The sequence below is a fragment of the Streptomyces sp. NPDC044704 genome, from assembly GCF_056433525.1.
Genome location: NZ_JBWKGY010000002.1, coordinates 519085 through 537634 on the forward strand (window position 1 = coordinate 519085; position 18550 = coordinate 537634).

16 protein-coding genes are annotated in these 18550 nt (G+C 73.6%); 4 read left to right on the forward strand and 12 right to left on the reverse strand.

All coding sequences use genetic code 11. The features are described 5' to 3' along the window. Positions 1–20: 20 nt before the first annotated feature. The 3 genes from AC07B0_RS06715 to AC07B0_RS06725 form a co-directional block, all read right to left on the reverse strand. A complete protein-coding gene (locus AC07B0_RS06715) occupies positions 21–4973 on the reverse strand; it encodes a DNA-binding protein (RefSeq protein ID WP_478897054.1) in 4953 nt (1650 codons plus the stop codon). Continuing rightward, complete coding sequence (locus tag AC07B0_RS06720; RefSeq protein WP_478897055.1) at positions 4970–5824, reverse strand: DUF4132 domain-containing protein; 855 nt, start codon at positions 5822–5824, stop codon at positions 4970–4972. Before AC07B0_RS06720 ends, AC07B0_RS06715 begins: the two co-directional genes overlap by 4 nt. A gap of 284 nt (positions 5825–6108) precedes the next feature. Further along, complete coding sequence (locus tag AC07B0_RS06725) at positions 6109–7617, reverse strand: MFS transporter (RefSeq protein WP_469377886.1); 1509 nt, start codon at positions 7615–7617, stop codon at positions 6109–6111. 147 nt (positions 7618–7764) lie between these two features. On the opposite strand from AC07B0_RS06725, the gene AC07B0_RS06730 reads away from it, so the two are divergent. Then, positions 7765–8211, forward strand: a complete 447-nt coding sequence (locus AC07B0_RS06730; RefSeq protein WP_478897057.1) for a MarR family winged helix-turn-helix transcriptional regulator — start codon at positions 7765–7767, stop codon at positions 8209–8211. A gap of 69 nt (positions 8212–8280) precedes the next feature. Here AC07B0_RS06730 and AC07B0_RS06735 read toward each other — a convergent pair whose 3' ends face one another. Next, complete coding sequence (locus AC07B0_RS06735) at positions 8281–8754, reverse strand: MarR family winged helix-turn-helix transcriptional regulator (protein WP_356878552.1); 474 nt, start codon at positions 8752–8754, stop codon at positions 8281–8283. A 117-nt stretch (positions 8755–8871) separates the two neighbouring features. Here AC07B0_RS06735 and AC07B0_RS06740 point away from each other — a divergent pair, with 117 nt between their 5' ends. After that, positions 8872–9282 carry an organic hydroperoxide resistance protein gene (locus AC07B0_RS06740; protein ID WP_356878554.1) on the forward strand — a complete coding sequence of 137 codons (411 nt, stop codon included), beginning with the start codon at positions 8872–8874 and terminating at the stop codon, positions 9280–9282. Positions 9283–9355: 73 nt separating this feature from the next. Here AC07B0_RS06740 and AC07B0_RS06745 read toward each other — a convergent pair whose 3' ends face one another. Together AC07B0_RS06745 and AC07B0_RS06750 are read right to left on the reverse strand one after the other, a co-directional pair. Next, positions 9356–10687, reverse strand: coding sequence for a ricin-type beta-trefoil lectin domain protein (locus tag AC07B0_RS06745; protein WP_478897059.1), 1332 nt, complete (start codon positions 10685–10687; stop codon positions 9356–9358). 152 nt (positions 10688–10839) lie between these two features. After that, positions 10840–11295: a hypothetical protein gene (locus AC07B0_RS06750; RefSeq protein WP_478897061.1), complete on the reverse strand. Its 456-nt coding sequence runs from the start codon at positions 11293–11295 to the stop codon at positions 10840–10842. Positions 11296–11473: 178 nt separating this feature from the next. Between AC07B0_RS06750 and AC07B0_RS06755 the strand changes: the two genes are divergently transcribed. Further along, on the forward strand, positions 11474–12739 hold the full coding sequence (locus tag AC07B0_RS06755) for a sensor histidine kinase (protein ID WP_478897063.1): 1266 nt from the start codon (positions 11474–11476) through the stop codon (positions 12737–12739). Further along, on the forward strand, positions 12727–13380 hold the full coding sequence (locus AC07B0_RS06760) for a LuxR C-terminal-related transcriptional regulator (RefSeq protein WP_467292667.1): 654 nt from the start codon (positions 12727–12729) through the stop codon (positions 13378–13380). The genes AC07B0_RS06755 and AC07B0_RS06760 overlap by 13 nt, the downstream gene beginning before the upstream one ends. A 159-nt stretch (positions 13381–13539) precedes the next feature. On the opposite strand, the gene AC07B0_RS06765 is transcribed toward AC07B0_RS06760, so the two are convergent. The 6 genes from AC07B0_RS06765 to AC07B0_RS06790 form a co-directional block, all read right to left on the reverse strand. Beyond that, the gene (locus tag AC07B0_RS06765; protein WP_478865642.1) at positions 13540–14049 is read right to left on the reverse strand and encodes a mycothiol transferase; all 510 of its coding nucleotides are present in this window, start codon (positions 14047–14049) and stop codon (positions 13540–13542) included. A 111-nt stretch (positions 14050–14160) separates the two neighbouring features. Then, entirely contained in the window at positions 14161–14814 is a 654-nt protein-coding gene (locus tag AC07B0_RS06770) for an LPXTG cell wall anchor domain-containing protein (RefSeq protein WP_478897065.1), read from the reverse strand. 160 nt (positions 14815–14974) lie between these two features. Beyond that, a complete protein-coding gene (locus AC07B0_RS06775; RefSeq protein WP_478865644.1) occupies positions 14975–17074 on the reverse strand; it encodes an RICIN domain-containing protein in 2100 nt (699 codons plus the stop codon). A gap of 365 nt (positions 17075–17439) precedes the next feature. Then, a complete protein-coding gene (locus tag AC07B0_RS06780) occupies positions 17440–17772 on the reverse strand; it encodes a TcmI family type II polyketide cyclase (protein WP_478897067.1) in 333 nt (110 codons plus the stop codon). A gap of 41 nt (positions 17773–17813) precedes the next feature. After that, entirely contained in the window at positions 17814–18293 is a 480-nt protein-coding gene (locus tag AC07B0_RS06785; protein ID WP_356882516.1) for an SRPBCC family protein, read from the reverse strand. 1 nt (position 18294) lies between these two features. After that, a complete protein-coding gene (locus AC07B0_RS06790) occupies positions 18295–18549 on the reverse strand; it encodes an acyl carrier protein (protein ID WP_356882514.1) in 255 nt (84 codons plus the stop codon). Between the last annotated feature and the right edge of the window lies 1 nt (position 18550).

The following is an 18550-nucleotide window of genomic DNA, read 5'->3' on the forward strand; positions in this document are numbered from 1 at the left end:
GTGCGGGCGGGGCGTCGGGGTCAGCGGCGGCGGGCGGCCGTGCGCTTGACCTTCAGTTCCTCGAAGCGCGGGACGTCGCCCCCGCGGATCCGCGCCCAGGCCCGCCGGTACAGGTCGGCGGCCGGTTCGGCCGGCACCAGCAGACCCAGCACCGCGACGCCGTTCGGCGCGGCCGTGTACATCGGCAGCTTCCAGGTCTCCACCGGCAGGGCCGGGGAGTTCATGTCGGACCAGCCGCCGGGCAGGAACAGGGAGCGTCCCGCCCGGCTGCGGCCGGCCGACACGACCAGGTCGGTGGCGGCCAGTTCGGCGCGGGCCGCCTTCAGCCGGACCGGCTTCCAGCCCGTCCAGCGGGCCGTGTTGCGGTCCGTCGGGTCGGGCATCGCCAGCAGCGCCAGGTAGAGGGCGGCGGCGTCGGCGCCCAGCCCGTACGCCTCTTCCACTTCCGCCACCAGCTCGGGCACCGACCGGCTCGGGTCCTGCGGCCACCAGGTGCCGTCCTTGTCGGGGGCCCCGGCCGCCGGCGCCCCCGGGTCGGCCAGCAGCGCGGCGAAGCGCGGGTCGTGGGCCAGGCGCAGTGCCGTTTCCGCGCCGGACGGCTGCTGCTCGGGGCCGCGCAGCAGCGGCAGGTACGGGTCGGACCCGGTCGAGTCCAGCAGCGCCGGGCGCAGCCCGGGCCGGGGCGTGTCGTCGGCGGTGGGCAGGACCACCGCGCCGTACCGTTCGTACCCCTCTGCGGTCTCCGTCGGCGTACCCGCCGCCTTGCGGAAGTCGGCCAGCCGGATGTAGTGGCCGATGCTCAGCAGCAGTTCGGGTGCGGCGAGCCGCTGCCGTACGGCGGTGAGTGCGGGCGGCAGGCAGGCCCGCAGGGGATCGCCCGCGGGCAGCCGGTGCGCCAGCCACGCCGTCAGCGCCACCGACCCCGAAAGGACGGCCGTGTCGAACGGGGCGGCCGTCGGCACGGCCGGCGTCACGTGGTCCTGCCGGACGGTCCAGGGCACGTCGGTCGACAGCACCGGAGCGGAGGCCGGGTCGAGCAGCGCGGGCAGCGCGCGGTGCGGGGCCCAGGCGCTGCGGACGTCCTTGCCCGCCTCGGTGAGCAGCCAGTCCGGTACCGGCGTGCGACGGCCGACGCGCCGGTTCCACACCTGCGCGGCGGCCACCGCGTCCGGCCCCTCGGTCCACAGCAGGGCCGGGTCGGCCGGCAGCAGCGCCGCGACCAGCTCCCGCCGCACGTCGAAGGCGAGTTCCTTGAGGTCGTCGCGGGCGTGCGCGGCGGCGGTGGCCTTCACCCCGAGGGCGGTGCGCAGCTCGGCCGGGAGGAAACCGCGCTCCCACGTGTCGAGGTGCGGCAGGCCGGCGAGCACCAGGGCGGCCATCGTGGAGGAGACACCGGTCAGCCGGGAGAACTCCTCGGCGGCCCCGGGGAACCAGGGGGCCGCGCCCCGGGCGGCGGCCTCCCGCAGGAACGCGGCCAGCCAGCCGCCTTCCCGGGCGGGGTCGCCGGGGACCGTGGCGTTCCCGATGCCGGTGTACGGCGCGGGCAGGGTGAACGCGCCGCTCGGGTCGTGCAGCAGCGCGGAGAACTCGCGCCCGCCGGGCCGGCCGTCGATCGACTCGGCCATGCCGAGCGCGCCACCGCCGCCGAGCGGCAGGACGCTGCGGTGCCGTCCGCCCCGGCCGCGCTCGCGGCCGTCCTGTCCGAGGAGGTGGCCCTCCTCGATCCGGACGTGGATCCGGCGCCACCGGGCTCCGGCCTGCCGCGCCGAGCCCAGGCCGAGGGCGTCGACCTCGGCCAGCAGCGCGCACAGCGCCGCCCGGTGCTCGTCGGTGCTGCCGGTGACGACCGCCCGGTAGGCGGCCGCGGCGGGCTGCTCCAGGAACGGGCCGATCCACGGGAACGCGCAGTAGGCGACCCCGGGCACGTCGACATGCAGCCGCCCGGGGACGGTCTGCGCCCCGGTGTCGGCGGCGGCCGCGGCGAGCTTCCGCAGGAACCGGTAGGCGGTGTCGGAGTCCCCGCCGTAGCGGTAGTGCCCCGCGCCGACGAGTCCGTCCAGGCCGGCGTCGAGGAGGTTGTCGACGGGACCGCGCTCCTCCTGGGGCCGGGTCTGCCGGGGGTCCGCCGGCTTCAGTGCGGCCGCCACCCGGTCCAGGGCCCGGCGCTGGTTCAGCGCGGCGCGCACCTGGTCGACGACGCCGCCGATCAGTGCGGGGTCGGTGATCTGCGGCAGGGCGGCGGTGACGAGCGCGGCCGCGTCGTCGTTCTTCGCGGCCTCGGCGGCGGCCTTCAGCAGACCGGCCGCGGTCTCCCGGTCGGTCGCGCGCAGCGCGGCCGAGCCCTCGGGGTCCCGGGCGCGCAGGGAGTTCCAGTAAGGGAGCGGAGGAAGGTTCACGCGGCGGGTGGAGTAGGTCCCGTTGTGGCGGTCGCCGCCGGCCTCGGCGGTGACGACGCCCTCGGGGTCGACGAGGGACAGCGTCCGCCAGTCGGCGGTCAGGGCGCGCGGCCGCTCGTCTCCGGGGAAGCCGAGCGCGTGCCGCGGGGCGTACTGGCCCTCGGGCACGACGACGGAGCGTCCGCCGTTGTCGGAGCCGTGCCAGCCCTGGCCGGGGACGCGTACGGCGCGCCAGCCGAGCAGTCCGTCCACGGGCGTGCCCAGGACGGAGTGCTCGACGGTGGGAGCCGGCCGCAGCCAGTTCTGGCCGATGTTGTCGGGCAGGGTGCTGCCGGTGGGGTGCCCGTGCAGGGCGTCGGCGAGGAAGCCGGGTGCGGAACGCCGGCCGGTGAGGCCGGTGGCGGGGTCGTACTCGGCCCAGCCCGGCTCGGCGGGCTGCTGGCCGTGCTCCCAGACCCAGTACGAGGTGCCGTCCGAGATGACCGCCCGCTCGGTGGGCAGCCGGGTGTCCCCGGGGTGCAGGACGTCTCCGCCGGTGGCGCGGCCGCCGCCCGGCAGTTGCAGCGTGACGTTGTCGGTGCGGGGGCTCCAGTAGGTGGCGGGGGAGTCCAGGGTGAGCACGTCGCCCGGGGCGCTGAGCCAGTAGCCCTGGACGGGACCGTTGTAGGTGGCCCAGAAGACCAGCAGGTCGCCGTCGACGTAGTGGAAGCCGGTGCTGTGGTGGTTCCCGGAGGGCAGCCGCAGATCGTGCGTCAGCACGGTCGACTCGGCGTCGATGACCCTGACCTGGGCGGAGTTGGCCACGATGAGGTACGGCCAGGCGTCCATGACGGTGAGCCGGTGGCGGTCGTTGCCGGGCGTGAGCGCGGTGACGGCCTCCTCCCAGGAGGGCCAGCCGAGTTCTTCGAAGAGGCCGCCGCGCAGGGTGCGGGCCAGGATCTCCCCCAGGTCGGTGGCGGCCGCGCGGGCCACTTCCTCCGGGGCCAGGGTGAGCGCCTCGGCGGGCAGCCAGGTCAGGCGCTGGATCGCCGCGGGCAGGTGGGGCAGCCCCGTGGCCGTGGACGCGGCGGCGACGCCGCGGACCCACTCGGCGACCAGGGGGGCGCTGCCCTCGGTCCGCGCGAGCAGTGCGACGGCCGACCGGCGGCTCGACATGTGGTGGCCGTTGAAGCCGTCGAGGGTGCGGAAGAAGGCCGGGCGCAGCCGTTGGTCGGCGCACAGGGCCCGCAGGTCCCTGCGTTCGGGCGTGAGGGCCCACTGCTCCAGGCCGAGGCGGGCGTGGCCGCCGGAGCCGGAGTCGTCGGCGGAGACGGCGACGGGTACGTCCAGGGAGAGCAGCAGGTCGAGGAGGTCCACGTCCTGGAGGTCGATCCGCAGGCCCTCCTCCCGTTCGGGGGAGTCGAGTTCGGCGCGCAGCCGGTCGGCGCAGCGGGCCACGAGGGTCAGCAGCGGCGGCAGGGCGGGCGGGGTGCCCCAGCCGCTGTACCGGGCGGTGTGGAAGCGCTCCAGCCAGCCGGCGGCGCCGTCGGCGCAGCGTTCCGCGGCGGGCAAGGAGTCGTCGGCGAGTCCGGCGGTGGCGCCCGACTCCTCCAGCACCTCCAGCCACAGCGTGGCCAGTTCACCGGCGTCGCCGCCGCCGGTCGGCGCCAGTCCCAGCAGGGTGCCCCGTACGGACGGCACGCGCTGGGCCAGCGCGACCAGGGAGGCGCGGTGGGACTTCCACCAGCCGGTCGCGGCGCGCAGGGTGGCGGGCAGCGGCAGCAGCTCCGCCAGGTACTCCTGCTCGGGCTCACCGCCCTTCAGCCCGGCCGCGCGGGCGAGCCGCCGCAGCTCGACGGAGGCCTGGGCCGACGGCGGGAGGCCGCCCGCGGTGCGGCGCACGCACAGCCGCCGGAAGCGCTCGAAGGCCTCGGCGGGGGTGACCCGCAGCGCCAGTTCCTTGCCGTAGGAGGTGAGCACCTTCACGGGGAGGGCTCCGGCCAGGGCGAACTCGAGGAAGACGGCGTCCAGGCGGTCCTCGTCGACGGACAGTCCGAACTGGGCCTCGCTGGTGCGGGCCTTGCCGAACAGCTGAGCCGCGTAGGTGGTGTTCTCGACGGCGAGGAAGGTCCGGGCGGCCTGCTCGTAGAAGACGGGCAGGAAGTGCGGGACGGCCGCGGCGAGCCGGCCGGCCAGCTCGTGGCAGGCGTCGAGGGCGGCCTTGGGCTTGGACTTCGCCTGCCGCGCCAGCCGGTCCAGTTCGGGGACGACGGCCAGCGCGTGGTGCCCGTCCTCGGGGTGGTGCACGAGGACCCACTCGGGGAACCCGAGTGCCTGGCGTCGGCCCAGACCGACGACGGGCGGTTCGCCGGCCTCGGGTACGAGCCCCAGGAACCCGGCGGCCAGGTCCTCGGCGGCTCCCAGTTCGGCCGCGGCGAGCCGGACGACGACGCGCTCGTCACCGAGTGCCGGGTGACGGTACGTCCGCGCGGTCAGCGGCACGGCGGAGGGGCCCGCGCCCGTCGCGTCGGCGGGAAGTACGGCGCCCGCCTGGAGCAGCTCGGCGGTGCCGGTGCCGTTGATGGTGGTGGTGTTCACGCGTCCCCGCCCTCTTCGATCTTGCGCCCGGCGTAGAGCGCCGCGGCCATCCTCATGCCCTCGGACCAGGCCACCGGTCCGACCTCTTCGAGCCGTACCGACCGGCCCTCCCCGTCGTGCCAGTTCAGTGCGCCGGTGGCCGACTCGCTGTCCCAGTACGGTTCTCCGATCCACACGGCCGCCTCCACGGCGCGGCCCGTGTCGCGGACCTTGCAGGTGGAGTAGCCGCCGGTGACGCGGTAGCCCAGCGCGGTGGCCCGGGCGGCGAGGCTGAACCGCGACGGGAACACCCCGCCCGCGTAGTCCCGTACCTCGGTCGCCGTCGCGGTGACCGAGGCGGGCTTGGCCCAGGTCGCGCGGTGGATCTGCTCGACCTTCTGCGTGATGCCCAGCTCGGCCGCGAAGTCCCGTACGTCGTCCAGGTCGGGCAGCAGCACCGGGTGCGGCAGGGTCACCGTCCGCGGCGACAGGCGTACGGTCTCCCCGTCGAGGTTGACCACCTTCAGCTCGCCCGCGGCGGTCGCGTCGCGCAGGAAGCCGACCTCGTCCGGGTCGTCCCCGACGATCGCCAGGTCGCGCAGCGCCGCCTGCCAGGCCGCGTCGGGCCACACCCGGGCCAGGAGCGCGGTCGGCACGGGGAGCGAGGACACCATCCACGCGTCCACCTGGGCGGCGCAGGCCGCCTCGTGCCGGTCGAGCCACTCGGCGAGCCGGCGCAGCCGGTCCACCTCGGGGTGGTCGCGCAGCGCCTTGGGGAGCGCCTTCAACTGCCGCCCCGCGGGCCGCCGCGCGGTGACCCGCCCTTCCACGAGGGCGACCTCGTAGCCCTCGTCCACTGCCAGCCAAGCCATCAGAACGTGCCCCTCCGCCTGTCCGAATCCGTTTTCGCGCAGCCCTCATGACGGCGCCAACGCCTCTGAGCTGCGGTATGCGGGGAGACTAGCGAGCCCCACTGACAGCGCCGTGCTTCGGGTCGGGGCGGGCGGCCGCGGGTGGCCCGCGGACAACGTGGAGGGTCGCGCGGGCACTTGCCCGGACCGGACGGGGCGGGTTCACGGCCCCGTACGCACACGACGCCGCCCCCGGTCGGGTGACCGGGGGCGGCGTCGTAGGGCGTTGTGCGCGGGGGCGGGGCTCAGACGGTCTCGGCCGGCTGGACCGTCTTGACGGGTGCGGCGGCCGGGGCGCCGGCGGAGGCGGCGCTGACGCGCGGGCCGTGCCCGCCGCGCAGGCCGAGCCAGCTGATGAGGGCGACCAGCGCGAACGCGACGGCCCCGATGCCGAAGGTGAGGGTGAACCCGGATTCGGCCGGCAGGGCGGGGACGCCCGCCGGGAGGTGCTCGATCGTCTTCGAGGCGAGGATCGTGGTGACGATGGCGCTGCCGATCGCGCTGCCGGTGGAGCGGGAGATGGAGTTGATGCCGTTGGCGATGCCGCTCTGGTGGTGCGGAACGCTCGCCATGATCACGGCGGGCATGGCCGCGTAGCCGAAGCTGACGGCCGCGCCGACGACGAGACCGGCACCGATCACCGACACGGTGTGGCCGTGGTCCAGGGCGAGCCAGCCGAAGCCGGCCGCGCCGAGGGCGGCGGCCAGGCCGAGCGCGACGCGCGGCCCGCGGTGGCGCACCAGCTGGCCGCCGATGGGGGAGGCCAGCAGCGACACGATGGCTCCGGGCAGCAGGAACTGGACCGAGGCGCGCAGGATCGAGGCGTCGAAGCCGTACCCGGTGAGCGCCTTCGGCATCTGGACGAGGTAGGAGACGCCCAGGAAGTTCGCGAACATCCCGAAGCCGACGAGGACACCGGCCAGGTTGGCCATGAGCACCGGACGGTGCACGAACATCCGCATGTCCACGAGGGGCTCGCGCACCTTGAGCTCGGTCAGCACCCAGACGGCCGTCATCACTGCGGCGCCGGCGAAGCTGCCCAGGGTGCGGCCGGAGGACCAGCCCCACTCGTGGCCCTGCGAGATGGGCAGCAGGAGCAGCAGCAGGGCGAGACCCAGGGTCAGCGCGCCGAGGAAGTCGGTGCGGCCGCCCGTCTTGTGGCGGGTGGCGGGGACGAGGAAGACGACGGCGAGCAGGGCGAGCGTCGCGAAGCCGGTCGCCATCCAGAAGGCGTTGCGGTAGTCGGCGTCGGCGCCCGAGGTGAGCAGGCCGGTGGCGACGAGCGCCAGACCGGAGCCGAACGCGAGCGTGCCGCTGACCAGGGCCATGGCGCCGGGCAGCTTCTGCGGCCGGACCTCCTCCCGGAGCACCGACAGGGCCAGCGGGAAGATCGCCGTCGCGGCGCCCTGGAGGACGCGGCCCAGGATCAGGAGCGGCAGCGAGGTCGCCAGGGCGGCCACGACGGATCCCGCGACCATGACACCGAGGACGGCCACCAGGGTGGGCTTCTTGCCGTGCTGGTCGCCGAAGCGGCCGAGCAGCGGGGTGAAGACGGCGGCGGAGAGCAGGGTGGCGGTGGTCACCCAGCTGACGTTGGCGGTCGAGGTGCCGAGGTCGTTGCGGATCAGGCCCAGGATCGGAACGGGCAGGGTCTGCATCATCGACACGACCATGGCGGCCAGGCTCAGGGCGAAGACGATGACCGTCTCGTTCCTGTTCCTCGCTTCGGCGGGGGCGGATGCGGCGGAGCTCATGAGGGGGAGGACCTTCTTCGGCGCTTCAGTGCTTCAGGACGGAGATGTTTGATGTCATCAAGTACTTCGTCGAAGGTAGGCGCAGATAGTTGAGGAGGTCAAGTAAACAATTGATAATGTCAAGCATCCTGGGTACCCTCCGGAGGCATGAGCGCCACCGCCCCGACCCAGCCCACCAAGCTCCAGCTGCTGGAGCTGCTCGCCGCCATCGGCACCGCCCAGTGGCGGGACTTCGCGGCCGCGGCCGCGCGCTACGGGCTCACGTCCACGCAGGCCAGGGTCCTGGCCCAGCTGGAGGGCCCGGTACCCATGCGCGGGCTCGCCGCGCTGCTGGTGTGCGACGCCTCGAACGTCACCGGCATCGTCGACCGGCTGGAGGCGCGCGACCTGGTGCGGCGCGAGCCCTCCCCGGCGGACCGGCGCGTGAAGAACGTCATCGCGACCGACGCCGGCCGGGACGTCATCCGGCGGGTGCGCGAGGAGATGCAGGCCACGCACGGCGCCCTCGACGCGCTGGACGAGGCGGAGAGCGCGACGCTGTACGCCCTGCTGGAGCGCCTGCGCCCCACGATGGAGCGCGACTCCGGCGTCTGAGGGATCGGCCCCACGGGTCCCGGACGTCCCGTACCGGGGCCCTGCGTCCCCTGGCGGTGTCCCTGGGGCTCAGTCCTGGGGTGCGGCGGCGTCGAGCGCGGCCGTCAGGCGGCCCAGGCGCGTCTGGAGGTCGCGGATCTCGGCCAGGTCGAAGCCCGTGGCCGCGGCGATCCGGCGCGGCACCTCCACGGCCCGTTCCCGCAGCGCGGCGCCCTCCTCCGTGAGTACCGCGTGCACGGACCGCTCGTCCTCGACGCTGCGCTCGCGCCGGATCAGGCCGGCCGCCTCCAGCCGCTTGAGCAGGGGCGAGAGGGTGCCCGAGTCGAGGCGCAGGTGCTGTCCGAGCTGCTTGACCGGCATCGTGCCGTGCTCCCAGAGCACCAGCATCACCAGGTACTGGGGGTAGGTCAGGCCCAGATCCTTCAGGACGACCCGGTAGAGGCCGCCGAAGGCGCGGCTGGCGGCGTTGAGCGCGAAGCAGATCTGCCCGTCCAGGCGGAGGAAGTCCTGGTCGCGGAGGGTGTCGGCGGGCTGCTCGGTCATGGGGTCCAGTGTACCGGAGGCTCCTTGCGAGCCATTGAGTTGTGCACAATTTAATTGTGTGCCATGGTTATGGACATGGGTCGGCCGCCGGCCCCACCCCCTGTGAAAGGACCTCCGATGAACGCGCTGTACACCGCCGTCGCCACCGCCAACGGCCGCGAGGGCCGCGCCGTCAGCTCCGACGGCCAGATCGACCTCGCGCTCGCCATGCCCCCGGCGCTCGGCGGCAACGGCCAGGGCACCAACCCCGAGCAGCTCTTCGCCGCCGGTTACGCCGCCTGCTTCGCCAGCGCCCTCGGCCTGGTCGGCCGCCAGGCGAAGGTCGACACCAGCGACGTGTCCGTCACGGCGGAAACCTCCATCGGCCAGGACGACAGCGGCTTCGCGCTGGCCGTCACCCTGCGCATCGAGCTCCCCGAGTCCCTGGCCGGCGAGACCGGCACCCTGCTGGTCAAGCAGGCGCACGAGGTCTGCCCCTACTCCAAGGCCACCCGGGGCAACATCCCCGTCGAGCTCGTCATCGAGTAGTCACCCGGGCTCCTGCCCCGCCCCCCGCGCGCCCCTCAGGAGGGGCGCGCGGGGGGCGGGGTCGCTCCGGGCGCTACTTCGGGGCGGTCCAGACCTGGCGCTTGTTCGTGTTCGCCGTGTAGAGCTGGACCACGGTCCCGTTGGCGGTCGCGCCACCCGTCACGTCGAGGACCTTGCCCGACGCCACGTGCACGATCTGCCCCTTCGCGTTGACGGACCAGCGCTGCGCCGCCGAGCCGTTGCAGTCGTGCAGGCTGATCTTGTTGCCGTTCGTGTTCGCGTTGCGCGCGTTGTCCAGGCACTTGCCGAACGCGCGGAACGTACCGTCCTTGCCCAGGATCCACGACTGCGCGGCCGAGCCGTTGCAGGTGTAGAGCTGGATCTGCGTGCCGTTGGCCGCCTTCCCGCCCTTGACGTCGAGGCACTTGGCGCCGAGCCCAGACACCCTGCCCTGCGGGGACAGCACGGCTCCGGCGCCGGACGCGAGGCGGCGCAGACCCTGTAGGTCGAACTGCTGGACGTAGGTGCCCGCGCGCTTGTCCTGGTACGCGTACGCCGGTGAGCACATGACCGGGAACTGGCCGGAGTCGGTGCCCTTCACGCAATCGCTCTTGTTCAGGCTGCGGTTGGCGTGCGTCAGGCCCAGGGTGTGCCCGAGCTCGTGACTCACGTGGTTGCGCATGTACGTTTCGCCCATGGCGGCGGTGGGCTTGCCGGCCGCGGTGAAGAAGCTACTGTCGATGTACGCGTGCCCGCTGGTGACGGTCTCGGGCAGCGAGGTGCTGGTGAAACCGCAGCTGAGGTTCGCGGTCCCCGAGCCGTCCCGCACGACCTTCCAGCCGGTGTTGCCCATGGTGCCGCCGTCCGCCGGCGGTACGCACGGGCGGGGCAGGACGCCGACGACGACCTCGCCCCGGGGCCTGACGTAGTCCCAGCCGACGGGCTTCGTGTCGACGGTCACCGGCAGGTTCGTGATGCGCTGGAGGTCCGCGGCGGAGGCCCGTACGTACGGAGCCAGCCAGTCCGCGGACTTCTGGTCGTAGAACTTGACCGTGTAGCCGGTCGTCAGCCACTTCGTGGCGCCGCTCAGCTTCCACCCCTCGCCCTGGGGCGGTGCGGGCGGTGCGGGCGCGGCGGCCGCAGCCGTGCGCGCCGCGGGCTTCGCCCCCGGAACGCCGAGGGACAGGACGCCGCCCCGGAAGGCCGTGCCGTCGTCGGTGTACGCGGCGGAGTCCTCCGCGTGGGATTCGGGAGCCTCCGAGGGCTCCAGCGGGACCGACGCCTCCGTCGGGGGTGCGGTGTCCTCGGTGCCGAAGGCGGTGGAAGGGAGCTGGAGGCTCCCGAAGACCGCCGCCGCCGCTGCGGCGGCGACCATGGCTATGCGGTGCTTGCCCGTGAAACGCAAGTGCTCGTTGCCCTCTCATCGTGGATCACTTCCCGGACCCCGGCCCGGGCAGGGGCTCGCGAGAATCGAACAGATGATAGGTCAGCTACGGAAAGGGCCACGCACGGGCCGTAGTTGACGGTGTGTCCGTCTGCCCCGCCCGTCCCCGCTCGTCAGGCGGTACGCCGTACGGCCACCGCCGCGCAGACCGCCGCCAGCGGCAGCTCCGCCGCGGCCGCGAGCATCAGCGCCGGGCCCTGGCCGCTCGTACCGGCCGAGGTCGTCACGTCGAACCAGGCGTCCATCACCAGCAGAGCGGCCGTCGCCGCCGCCACCGGCGACACCCGGGAATCCCCCTTGCGCAGCAGGAACCCCGTTCCCGTCAGCCCTGCGGCCAGCATCGCGTCGAGGCCGATCCACGCGGCCGACCAGTTCGACACCTGCGCCGACTGCGGCACGGTCCGGGCCAGCACCACCATCCACGGCAGCAGCGCCAGCCCCGCCCCGGTGAGCACCGTGGACAGACGCGTACCGCGACGGCCGGCGCGGGGGCGGGACCCGCCCCGCTGGGCTCGGTTCCGCAGGAGCGGGAACCGAGGGGCCGGGAACCGCGGGGCGACGAGGGTCATGGCGGGAGGTCTCCTTCCTGCCCGGCGGACCGTCCCCCGGGCACACCACCACTCTCGTCGCGCACCCCGGCGAGATCACTGGCTCCACGGCCCGAACCGGGGGTGGTGCCAGGTACACCCCGGGCTGGGTACCAGGGTGGTGGAAGGGCCCCCCGCACGTCCGATTACCGTACGAGTCATGGCATACAGCGGCGCGTTGAGGCGTACGTACACCTGGATCGCCGCGCACACCCCCTGGTCGGTGTGGGCCCGGCACAACACCGCCTTCTCCGTGGCGGCGATCCCGCCCGCCCTGCCCGTCGTCCTCGGACTCGTGGTGCTGACCGCGACCCCGGCCCGCACCCCGCTCCCCCTGCTCGTCGTCCTCGCCTTCCGCCCGCTGCTGACGTTCCTTCAGCGCAGCCGGCTGCGGACCATGCTCGGCCTGGACGTACCGCCCGTCGTGCGACACCACCCCTGGAACTCCGTCCGCGGACTGCGCGAAAGGCTGCGCTCCGAGGCGACCTGGCGCCAGTACGGCTACCACCTGCTGGTCAGCCCGTTCGCCGCGCTCGCGGGCGCGCTGATCGTAGTGGCCTGGGCCGCCGGCGCCGCCGCCGTCACCATCTACGCCTGGGAGTGGATGCTCCCCGCCGGCGGGGTGATCACCGGCCCCGACACCTCGGCGCGCTACGACCTGATCACCGCCGCGGGCCTGCTGACCCTGCTCGCCACGCCGTGGGCGGCCGCGCTCACCACCCGCCTGGACGCCGCCGCGGCGCTCGCCCTCCTCGGCCCCAACCGGGCGCGCGAACTGGAACGCCGCGTGGAGGACCTCGCCGAAAGCCGGGCCGGAGTGCTCGACGCGGCCGACATCGAACGCCGCCGCATCGAACGGGACCTGCACGACGGCGCCCAGCAGCGGCTGGTCTCCCTCGCCATGAACCTCGGCATCGCCCGGGCCACCCTCCACGACCTGCCACCCCAGGCGAAGGCCGTCATCGACGAGGCCCACCGCGAGGCGAAGGAAGCCATCGAAGAACTGGGCGACCTGGTACGGGGCCTGCACCCGGCCGTCCTGGAGGACCGGGGACTGGACGCCGCGCTCTCCGGCATCGCCGCCCGCGCCCCGCTCCCCGTCGAACTGTCGGTGGAACTGGCCCGGCGGCCGGACCCCACCGTCGAGGCCGTCGCCTACTTCGTCGTCTCCGAGGCGCTCGCCAACGTCGCCAAGCACGCCCGCGCCGACCGCTGTTCCGTCCGTGTCGCCCGCGTCCCGGGCCGGCGGGGCGACCTGCTGCGGGTGGTCGTCACCGACGACGGGGCGGGCGGCGCGGACCCGGCCGGCGGCACTGGTCTGGTGGGCCTGCGCAAACGCGTAGGGTCGGTCGACGGAACACTGTTGATCAACAGCCCCCTCGGGGGCCCGACCGTCATCACCGTGGAGCTGCCGTGCGGGCTGTGATCGCCGAGGACTCCGTCCTGCTGCGCGTAGGACTCGTCCGGGTCCTCGAAATGGCCGGGTTCGAGGTGGCCGCCGAGACCGGCGACGCCGAAGGGCTGCTCGCCGCCGTCGGGGAACACCGGCCCGACCTCGCGCTGATCGACGTCCGGATGCCGCCCGCCTTCACCGACGAGGGCGTCCGCGCCGCCCTGGCGATCCGCGCCGAGAGCCCCGGCACGGCCGTCCTGCTGCTCTCGCAGTACGTGGAGGAACGCTACGCCGCCGACCTCCTCGCGGCCCCGTCCAGTGCGGGCATCGGCTACCTCCTCAAGCAACGCGTCGCCGACGTGGAGGAGTTCGTGGACGCCCTGCGCCGCGTCGCGGCCGGCGGGACCGCACTCGACCCGCAGGTCGTCGCACAGCTCCTGCTGCGCCGCGGCGGGCCGGACCCGCTGGAGCGGCTGACCCCGCGCGAGCGGGAGGTCCTCGCCCTGATGGCGGAGGGCCGCTCCAACGCGGCGATCGCGGCCGGACTCTTCGTCAGCGAGAGCGCGGTGGCCAAACACATCAACAACATCTTCGCCAAGCTCGACCTCCCCCCGGCCGCGGAAGCGCACCGCCGGGTCCTCGCGGTGCTCCGCTTCCTGAACGGCACGACGTGACGGGACCCGGGCGGCGGGCCTCCGGGCCCTGACCGGCGCGCCGTTCAGACGACGTGGCGTCCGCCGTCGACGGTGAGGACGTCCCCCGTCGTGCCAGGGGGTGTCGATCGGCCGGGCGCGACCGCGTTGACCCGGACACCGGGCCCAGACCGCTCGCGATCAGCGGCGTTCGAGGGCGCCCCTGATGTAGGCGGCCTGGCCCGCGTGCTGGAGGTCGTCGGACAGGACGCTGACCAGGCGGACCGCCAGGGTGACCGGGGGGTCCCAGCGCTCGTCGACCACGCGGTCCAGGTCGGCCGCGGCGAGGCCGTGGACGAAACGCAGGGTCCGTTCGTGGACGGCGTCGAAGTAGCCCAGCAGGAGGTCGCCGGAGTCGACGCGCACCGACGCGACCTGGCGTGCGGTCTGGCCGTAGCCGGTCGCGTCGGCGGGGAGGCCGAGCGCGAACCGGTCGGCCCAGCCGTCGGAGCGCCACAGCTGCCCGGTGTCCGCGGCGTCGGCCAGGTGGTCGTCCTGGACCCGGGTCAGGTGCCAGACGAGCCAGGCGATCGAGTTCGCCTCCGGGTCGAGCCGGGCGTTCAGTTCCTCCGGGGACAGCCCGTCGACCACCTCGTGCACCACCTCGTGGATGCGCCCGAAGCCGTCCGCGAGTACGTCCGTTGCCTTCATGTGCCGTCCCCAGCCGTGTTCCGTCGTGTGCCGTCGGGGCGCCGCCGGGCCGGCGGCCGCCGCCGGGACCACCATGCAAGGCCCGCGGGCGGCGGCGTCGCAGACACTCCGTCAGCGGCGCGACAGGCGCCTGCGGCGCAGGAACACGCCGGCCGCGGCGCCGGCCAGGGCGATGCCCACGACTCCCGCGGTGGTCCACCAGCCGGTGTTGTCGGTGGAGCCGGTGGGCCCTGCCGCGGACGGGGAGGGCGCGGACGGCCGCGGGGACGGCGCGGCCTCGGGCGAAGCGGACCGCGCGGACGCGGGCGCCGGCGCCGGGGCGGAGGGGGCGGTGGACGGCGCGGTGGACGGTGCGGTGGAGGGGGCCGGGTCCACCACCGGCACGCCGATCTCCCGCTGGCCGTGTCCCAGTCCGGGGAAGCCCGCGTCGACGCTCACCGTCCAGGTGCCGGGCGGGAGCACCTCGGCCGTCGTCCAGCCGGCCTTCGCGCCGGTGTCGCGGACCAGTCGCCAGGGGCCCTCGGTCCGGCTGCCGTCGGCGCTGACCGCGTTCACGGTGGCGGCGACTTGCTCGTCCACCGGGTCCCCGTCGTTCTCCCACGTGACGTCGGCGGTGACGTGACCGTCGCGCTGACCGGTGACCACCACCTTCAGGGTGTCTCCGTGGGCGTGTACGGGTCCGGCCAGGACGACCCCCTGGACCAGGCACAGCAGGGTGAGGCCGAGTCCGGCCAGGGTCGGGGAAGCGAGGGGACGCAGGCGCATCGGCACGGTGCTCCAGGTGATGAGGGAGAGCGGGAGGGGAGCGTGGGGGGCGATGGGGGAGGTGGGGGAAGCGGAGGAGCGTGGGGGAGGAGAACGGGAGGAACGGGGGAGCGGCGGGCGGCCGCAGGGGAGTACGGCCGCCCGCCGGTTCTGGGGGTGGTCAGCCGGCCTTGCGGGCCGTCCAGACCTGCGCCGGACGGCCGTCCGCGCGCTGCAGTTCGAGCAGCCAGTTCCCGTAGTAGGGCCGGTCGCTCACGGCGAGCGCGAAGCCGCCGCTCGGGTCGGCGACGGTCACCGTGCCGTCGCGGGTGGAGACCTTCCAGCGCTGGGCGCCGGAGTTCCCGCAGGGCTGCTGCGCGACCCACATGCCCGCCGCCGGGGCGCCGCCCGGCTGGAGGCACTTGCCGGAGACCGCGGACCGGATGCGGACCAGTCCGTCACCGGCGTCGTCGAAGAACCACTGCTGCTGCGCGTACCCGTTGGTGCGCCCGGCTACGAGGACCGTGCCGTCGGCGGTGCGGCCGCCCCACAGCTCGGCGGCCATGCCGGTGCTGCCGTTGCCGAGCACGTAGCGGGTGCCCGGGGTGGTGGCGCCGCCGCCCTTGTCCGCTGTACGGAACGAGGCGGCCTTGCCCGCGCCGCTGTCGCGGCCGGAGCCGTCACGCACCGACACGGCGGCCGTGTACGCGGTACCCGGCTGGAGGTTGTAGACGCGCAGGGACGTGGACTGCACCCAGGTCAGGTGCTTTCCGTTCAGCAGGACCTGGTACCAGACGGCGCCCTCGGTCTTCGGCCAGCTCAGCACCACCGAGTCCGCCTGGACCTGGCCGGCGGTCACGGCCGGGCCGCCCGTCGGCTGCTTGGTCGGCGTCGGCGACGGCTTCTGCGTGGGGGTGGGCTTGCCGGTCGGCGTCGGTGTCGGGTTCGGACCCGGGTCCGTGCCGCCGCCGGAGCGCATCAGGAACTGGTTGTCGGCGATGTTCCAGTGGGTGGCGAGGTAGCTGCCCGCCTTGGGACTGGTGTGGAAGTAGTCGTCGTGGTTGCAGTCCAGGATGTTCTCCGCCGCCTGGTTGGTGCAGACGTTGCGCATCTTCGGGTAGTACGGGGTGTCCGAGTAGCACATGACGTCCCACTCGTCCGTGCAGTGCGCGCCGCGGCTGGTGTTCGGGGCGCTGTTGTTGACCGCGCCCAGGTTGTGGCCCAGTTCGTGGGCGGCGGTGTGGCCGCCCCAGCAGCCGGAGTCGGTGCGCCCGTAGGAGGGGCCGAAGTTGCTCAGGTTGTTCTGGCCCGGGCGCTCGTCGCCGTTGAAGGTGCCGATGCCGCAGTAGACCTGCGCGTCCGCGAAGATCATGTACTTGCGGTCGCGGCGGTCCAGTCCCTTGGCGGCGAGCGCCTTGTTTGTCGCGCTGAACTCCGCGAGCGCGGACTGCGGCAGTTCGATGCTGAGCACCGAGGGGGTGCAGTCGGCGGCCGTCACGTAGCGGATGTGACGGACACCGCCCGTCTCCTTGGCGCTCGCCGAGTAGATGACGTCGGCGTCGGCGGCCCACTTGCGGAACGAGGCGAGGTACTCGGCGTAGCGGTCCTTGCCCGGGGCGTGCACGTACACGACCTGGACGCGGTTGCCGGTGCTGCCGTCGCCGTCGCACTGGACGGTCTGTCCCGCCGGGCCGGCGGCGACCGCCTGGCTTCCGGAGGCGGGCGGTGCGGGCGCCGCGGCGGCCGCGGCCTTGGCGCTGCCGGCGTCGGCGGCGGCGGGCGCGTCCTGAGGACGCCCGCCGCCTTCCGTGGCGGCCGGGTCGCCCGTGGCCGGGGCGGCGGGGTCGGCGGCCGGGGCCTTCGCCCGTACCGCGGGCTGGACGTCCTTCTTGATGTCGACGCCGCCGGGAGGCGCGTCGGGGCCGTGCGTGCAGTGGCCGGCGTCCGTGCGGTAGACACCGGCGCAGTGGTCTTCCTTGGGCGCGGCCTCCAGGCCGTCGTAGACCATTCCGCGTGCGCCCTCGTTCGCGGGCTTGGCCGCGAGGGGCGCCGGTTCCGCGTCCCTGGCGGGTGCGGAGGCCGGCTCGGGGGAGCCGGCGCCGGGTCCGGCGGCCACGGCGGGCGGGACCGCTTCGGCCTGGTCGCCGAACCCGGAGTAGGCGAGGCCTCCCGCCATCACCGCCGCCGCGGCCACGGCGGCGGTGACGAGTATGAGCCGGCGGGGTCGGCGCCCGTCCTCGCGGGGTCTGCGGCGTCGGCCGCCCGCGCGTCTGGCTGTCATGCGCACCTCAAATCGATGTGAGGGGGGTGGGTGCGCGGAAGCTTGCCAGAAGGACGCCGAGAAGAATTCGGACAAACGGGAGACGGATCCGAGAAATCTATCCGTTACCTTGTGGATGAATCTGATGAACTGTCAAAGCTCAATAAAACAAAGGGAGTTACGCGCGTCGCGCGGTAATGGTCCAGGCCTTTTCGGTGATGTCGTTATCGAATCGAGATATGAGGTGGAACCTTGTTGACGGCAATTCAGTCAGGTATTCATTCAAAAACTACCTGCCGAATCTCTCCCGTCACGAGCGGTGAACCACGGCCCTGGGTGCCCAGGCCGCCCGGTCGTTCCGGCGGCGGCAAGGGCACCCGTACGGACTACCTTCCGGAGTCCCGCTCCCAGCGGTAGAACCGGTGCGCCATCGCGTCCTTCGGACCCCGCCAGGTCTGCGGGTCGTGCGGGCTGATGAACGCCGAGAGCCGGTCGCTGAGGTCGCGGAACTCCGGGTGCCCGGTGACCTGCGCGATGGCCGGGCCGGGGTCCTTCTCCGACTCGATCAGGTGCAGGTACACGTCCCCGAACTGGAACAGGCTGCGGCGGCTGACCCCCACCAGGTGGGGGAGCTCGCCCGCGTCCGAGGCGGCGAACAGATCGGCGATGTCGGACGCCGAACCGGGCTGCATGCGGGCCACGATGAGGGCTTGGTGCATCGGGAGGGCTGCCTTTCGTCTCGGTGGGTGCGGCCGGTGCCTCAGCGCCGGTCGGCGACGGGGGTGCGGACCCGGCGCTGACTCTGCTCGATCTTGTCCCGGATGAGTTCCATCTGGATCCGGGAGTTGTGGTTGATGCGCCGCGTCATGCCCTCGTCGTCGATCGGGGCGTCCGGCTTCATCGCGAAGTCCTGGACCCAGCGCATGCGGGTGCCGCCGGGCACCTCGCCGTACTCCCAGTGGATGTCCATGTGGGCGAACGGGCCCGTCTCCACGCGCCGGGCCTTCACCGTGAGGCCCTTGCGGTCCACCGTCCGCTCGGAGACCCAGCTCCACACCACGCCGTTCTCGTCCGGGTGCATGGCGAGACGGAAGCGCGTGGTGTTCCCCTTCTGCTCGAGGATCTCGATCGTCGCGTACTCGCTGAACAGCTCCGGCCAGTTCGGCAGGTCGTTCGTGACGTCCCACACGACGTCGACGGGCGCGTTGACGGTGATCTCGTTGTCGGTGTGTCCAGGCATGTCAGGCTCCGGTCATCAGGCTGTTGTTCACGAGGTCGAGGAACTCGTGGGGGCTCTTGCAGCGGTCGGCGTCGGTGGGCAGGGCCCGTCCGCGCCGGTTCTCGAGCTCGCCGACGATGCCGAGCAGGCCCAGCGAGTCGAGTCCGTACTCGTCGAACTTCGACTCCGGACGGTTCGCCATCTCGGAGGGGTCGACGGTGATGCCCGCGGTCTTCATCAGGGCCGCGAGCTCTTCCATGGTCAGTCGGTCGGACATG

Bases quoted from the DNA above. Each gene is read 5' to 3' on its own strand.
- AC07B0_RS06720 (WP_478897055.1), bottom strand. From the start codon at position 5,824: ATGGCTTGGCTGGCAGTGGACGAGGGCTACGAGGTCGCCCTCGTGGAA.
- AC07B0_RS06725 (WP_469377886.1), bottom strand. From the start codon at position 7,617: ATGAGCTCCGCCGCATCCGCCCCCGCCGAAGCGAGGAACAGGAACGAG.
- AC07B0_RS06730 (WP_478897057.1), top strand. From the start codon at position 7,765: ATGAGCGCCACCGCCCCGACCCAGCCCACCAAGCTCCAGCTGCTGGAG.
- AC07B0_RS06735 (WP_356878552.1), bottom strand. From the start codon at position 8,754: ATGACCGAGCAGCCCGCCGACACCCTCCGCGACCAGGACTTCCTCCGC.
- AC07B0_RS06740 (WP_356878554.1), top strand. From the start codon at position 8,872: ATGAACGCGCTGTACACCGCCGTCGCCACCGCCAACGGCCGCGAGGGC.
- AC07B0_RS06750 (WP_478897061.1), bottom strand. From the start codon at position 11,295: ATGACCCTCGTCGCCCCGCGGTTCCCGGCCCCTCGGTTCCCGCTCCTG.
- AC07B0_RS06755 (WP_478897063.1), top strand. From the start codon at position 11,474: ATGGCATACAGCGGCGCGTTGAGGCGTACGTACACCTGGATCGCCGCG.
- AC07B0_RS06765 (WP_478865642.1), bottom strand. From the start codon at position 14,049: ATGAAGGCAACGGACGTACTCGCGGACGGCTTCGGGCGCATCCACGAG.
- AC07B0_RS06770 (WP_478897065.1), bottom strand. From the start codon at position 14,814: ATGCGCCTGCGTCCCCTCGCTTCCCCGACCCTGGCCGGACTCGGCCTC.
- AC07B0_RS06775 (WP_478865644.1), bottom strand. From the start codon at position 17,074: ATGACAGCCAGACGCGCGGGCGGCCGACGCCGCAGACCCCGCGAGGAC.
- AC07B0_RS06780 (WP_478897067.1), bottom strand. From the start codon at position 17,772: ATGCACCAAGCCCTCATCGTGGCCCGCATGCAGCCCGGTTCGGCGTCC.
- AC07B0_RS06785 (WP_356882516.1), bottom strand. From the start codon at position 18,293: ATGCCTGGACACACCGACAACGAGATCACCGTCAACGCGCCCGTCGAC.
- AC07B0_RS06790 (WP_356882514.1), bottom strand. From the start codon at position 18,549: ATGTCCGACCGACTGACCATGGAAGAGCTCGCGGCCCTGATGAAGACC.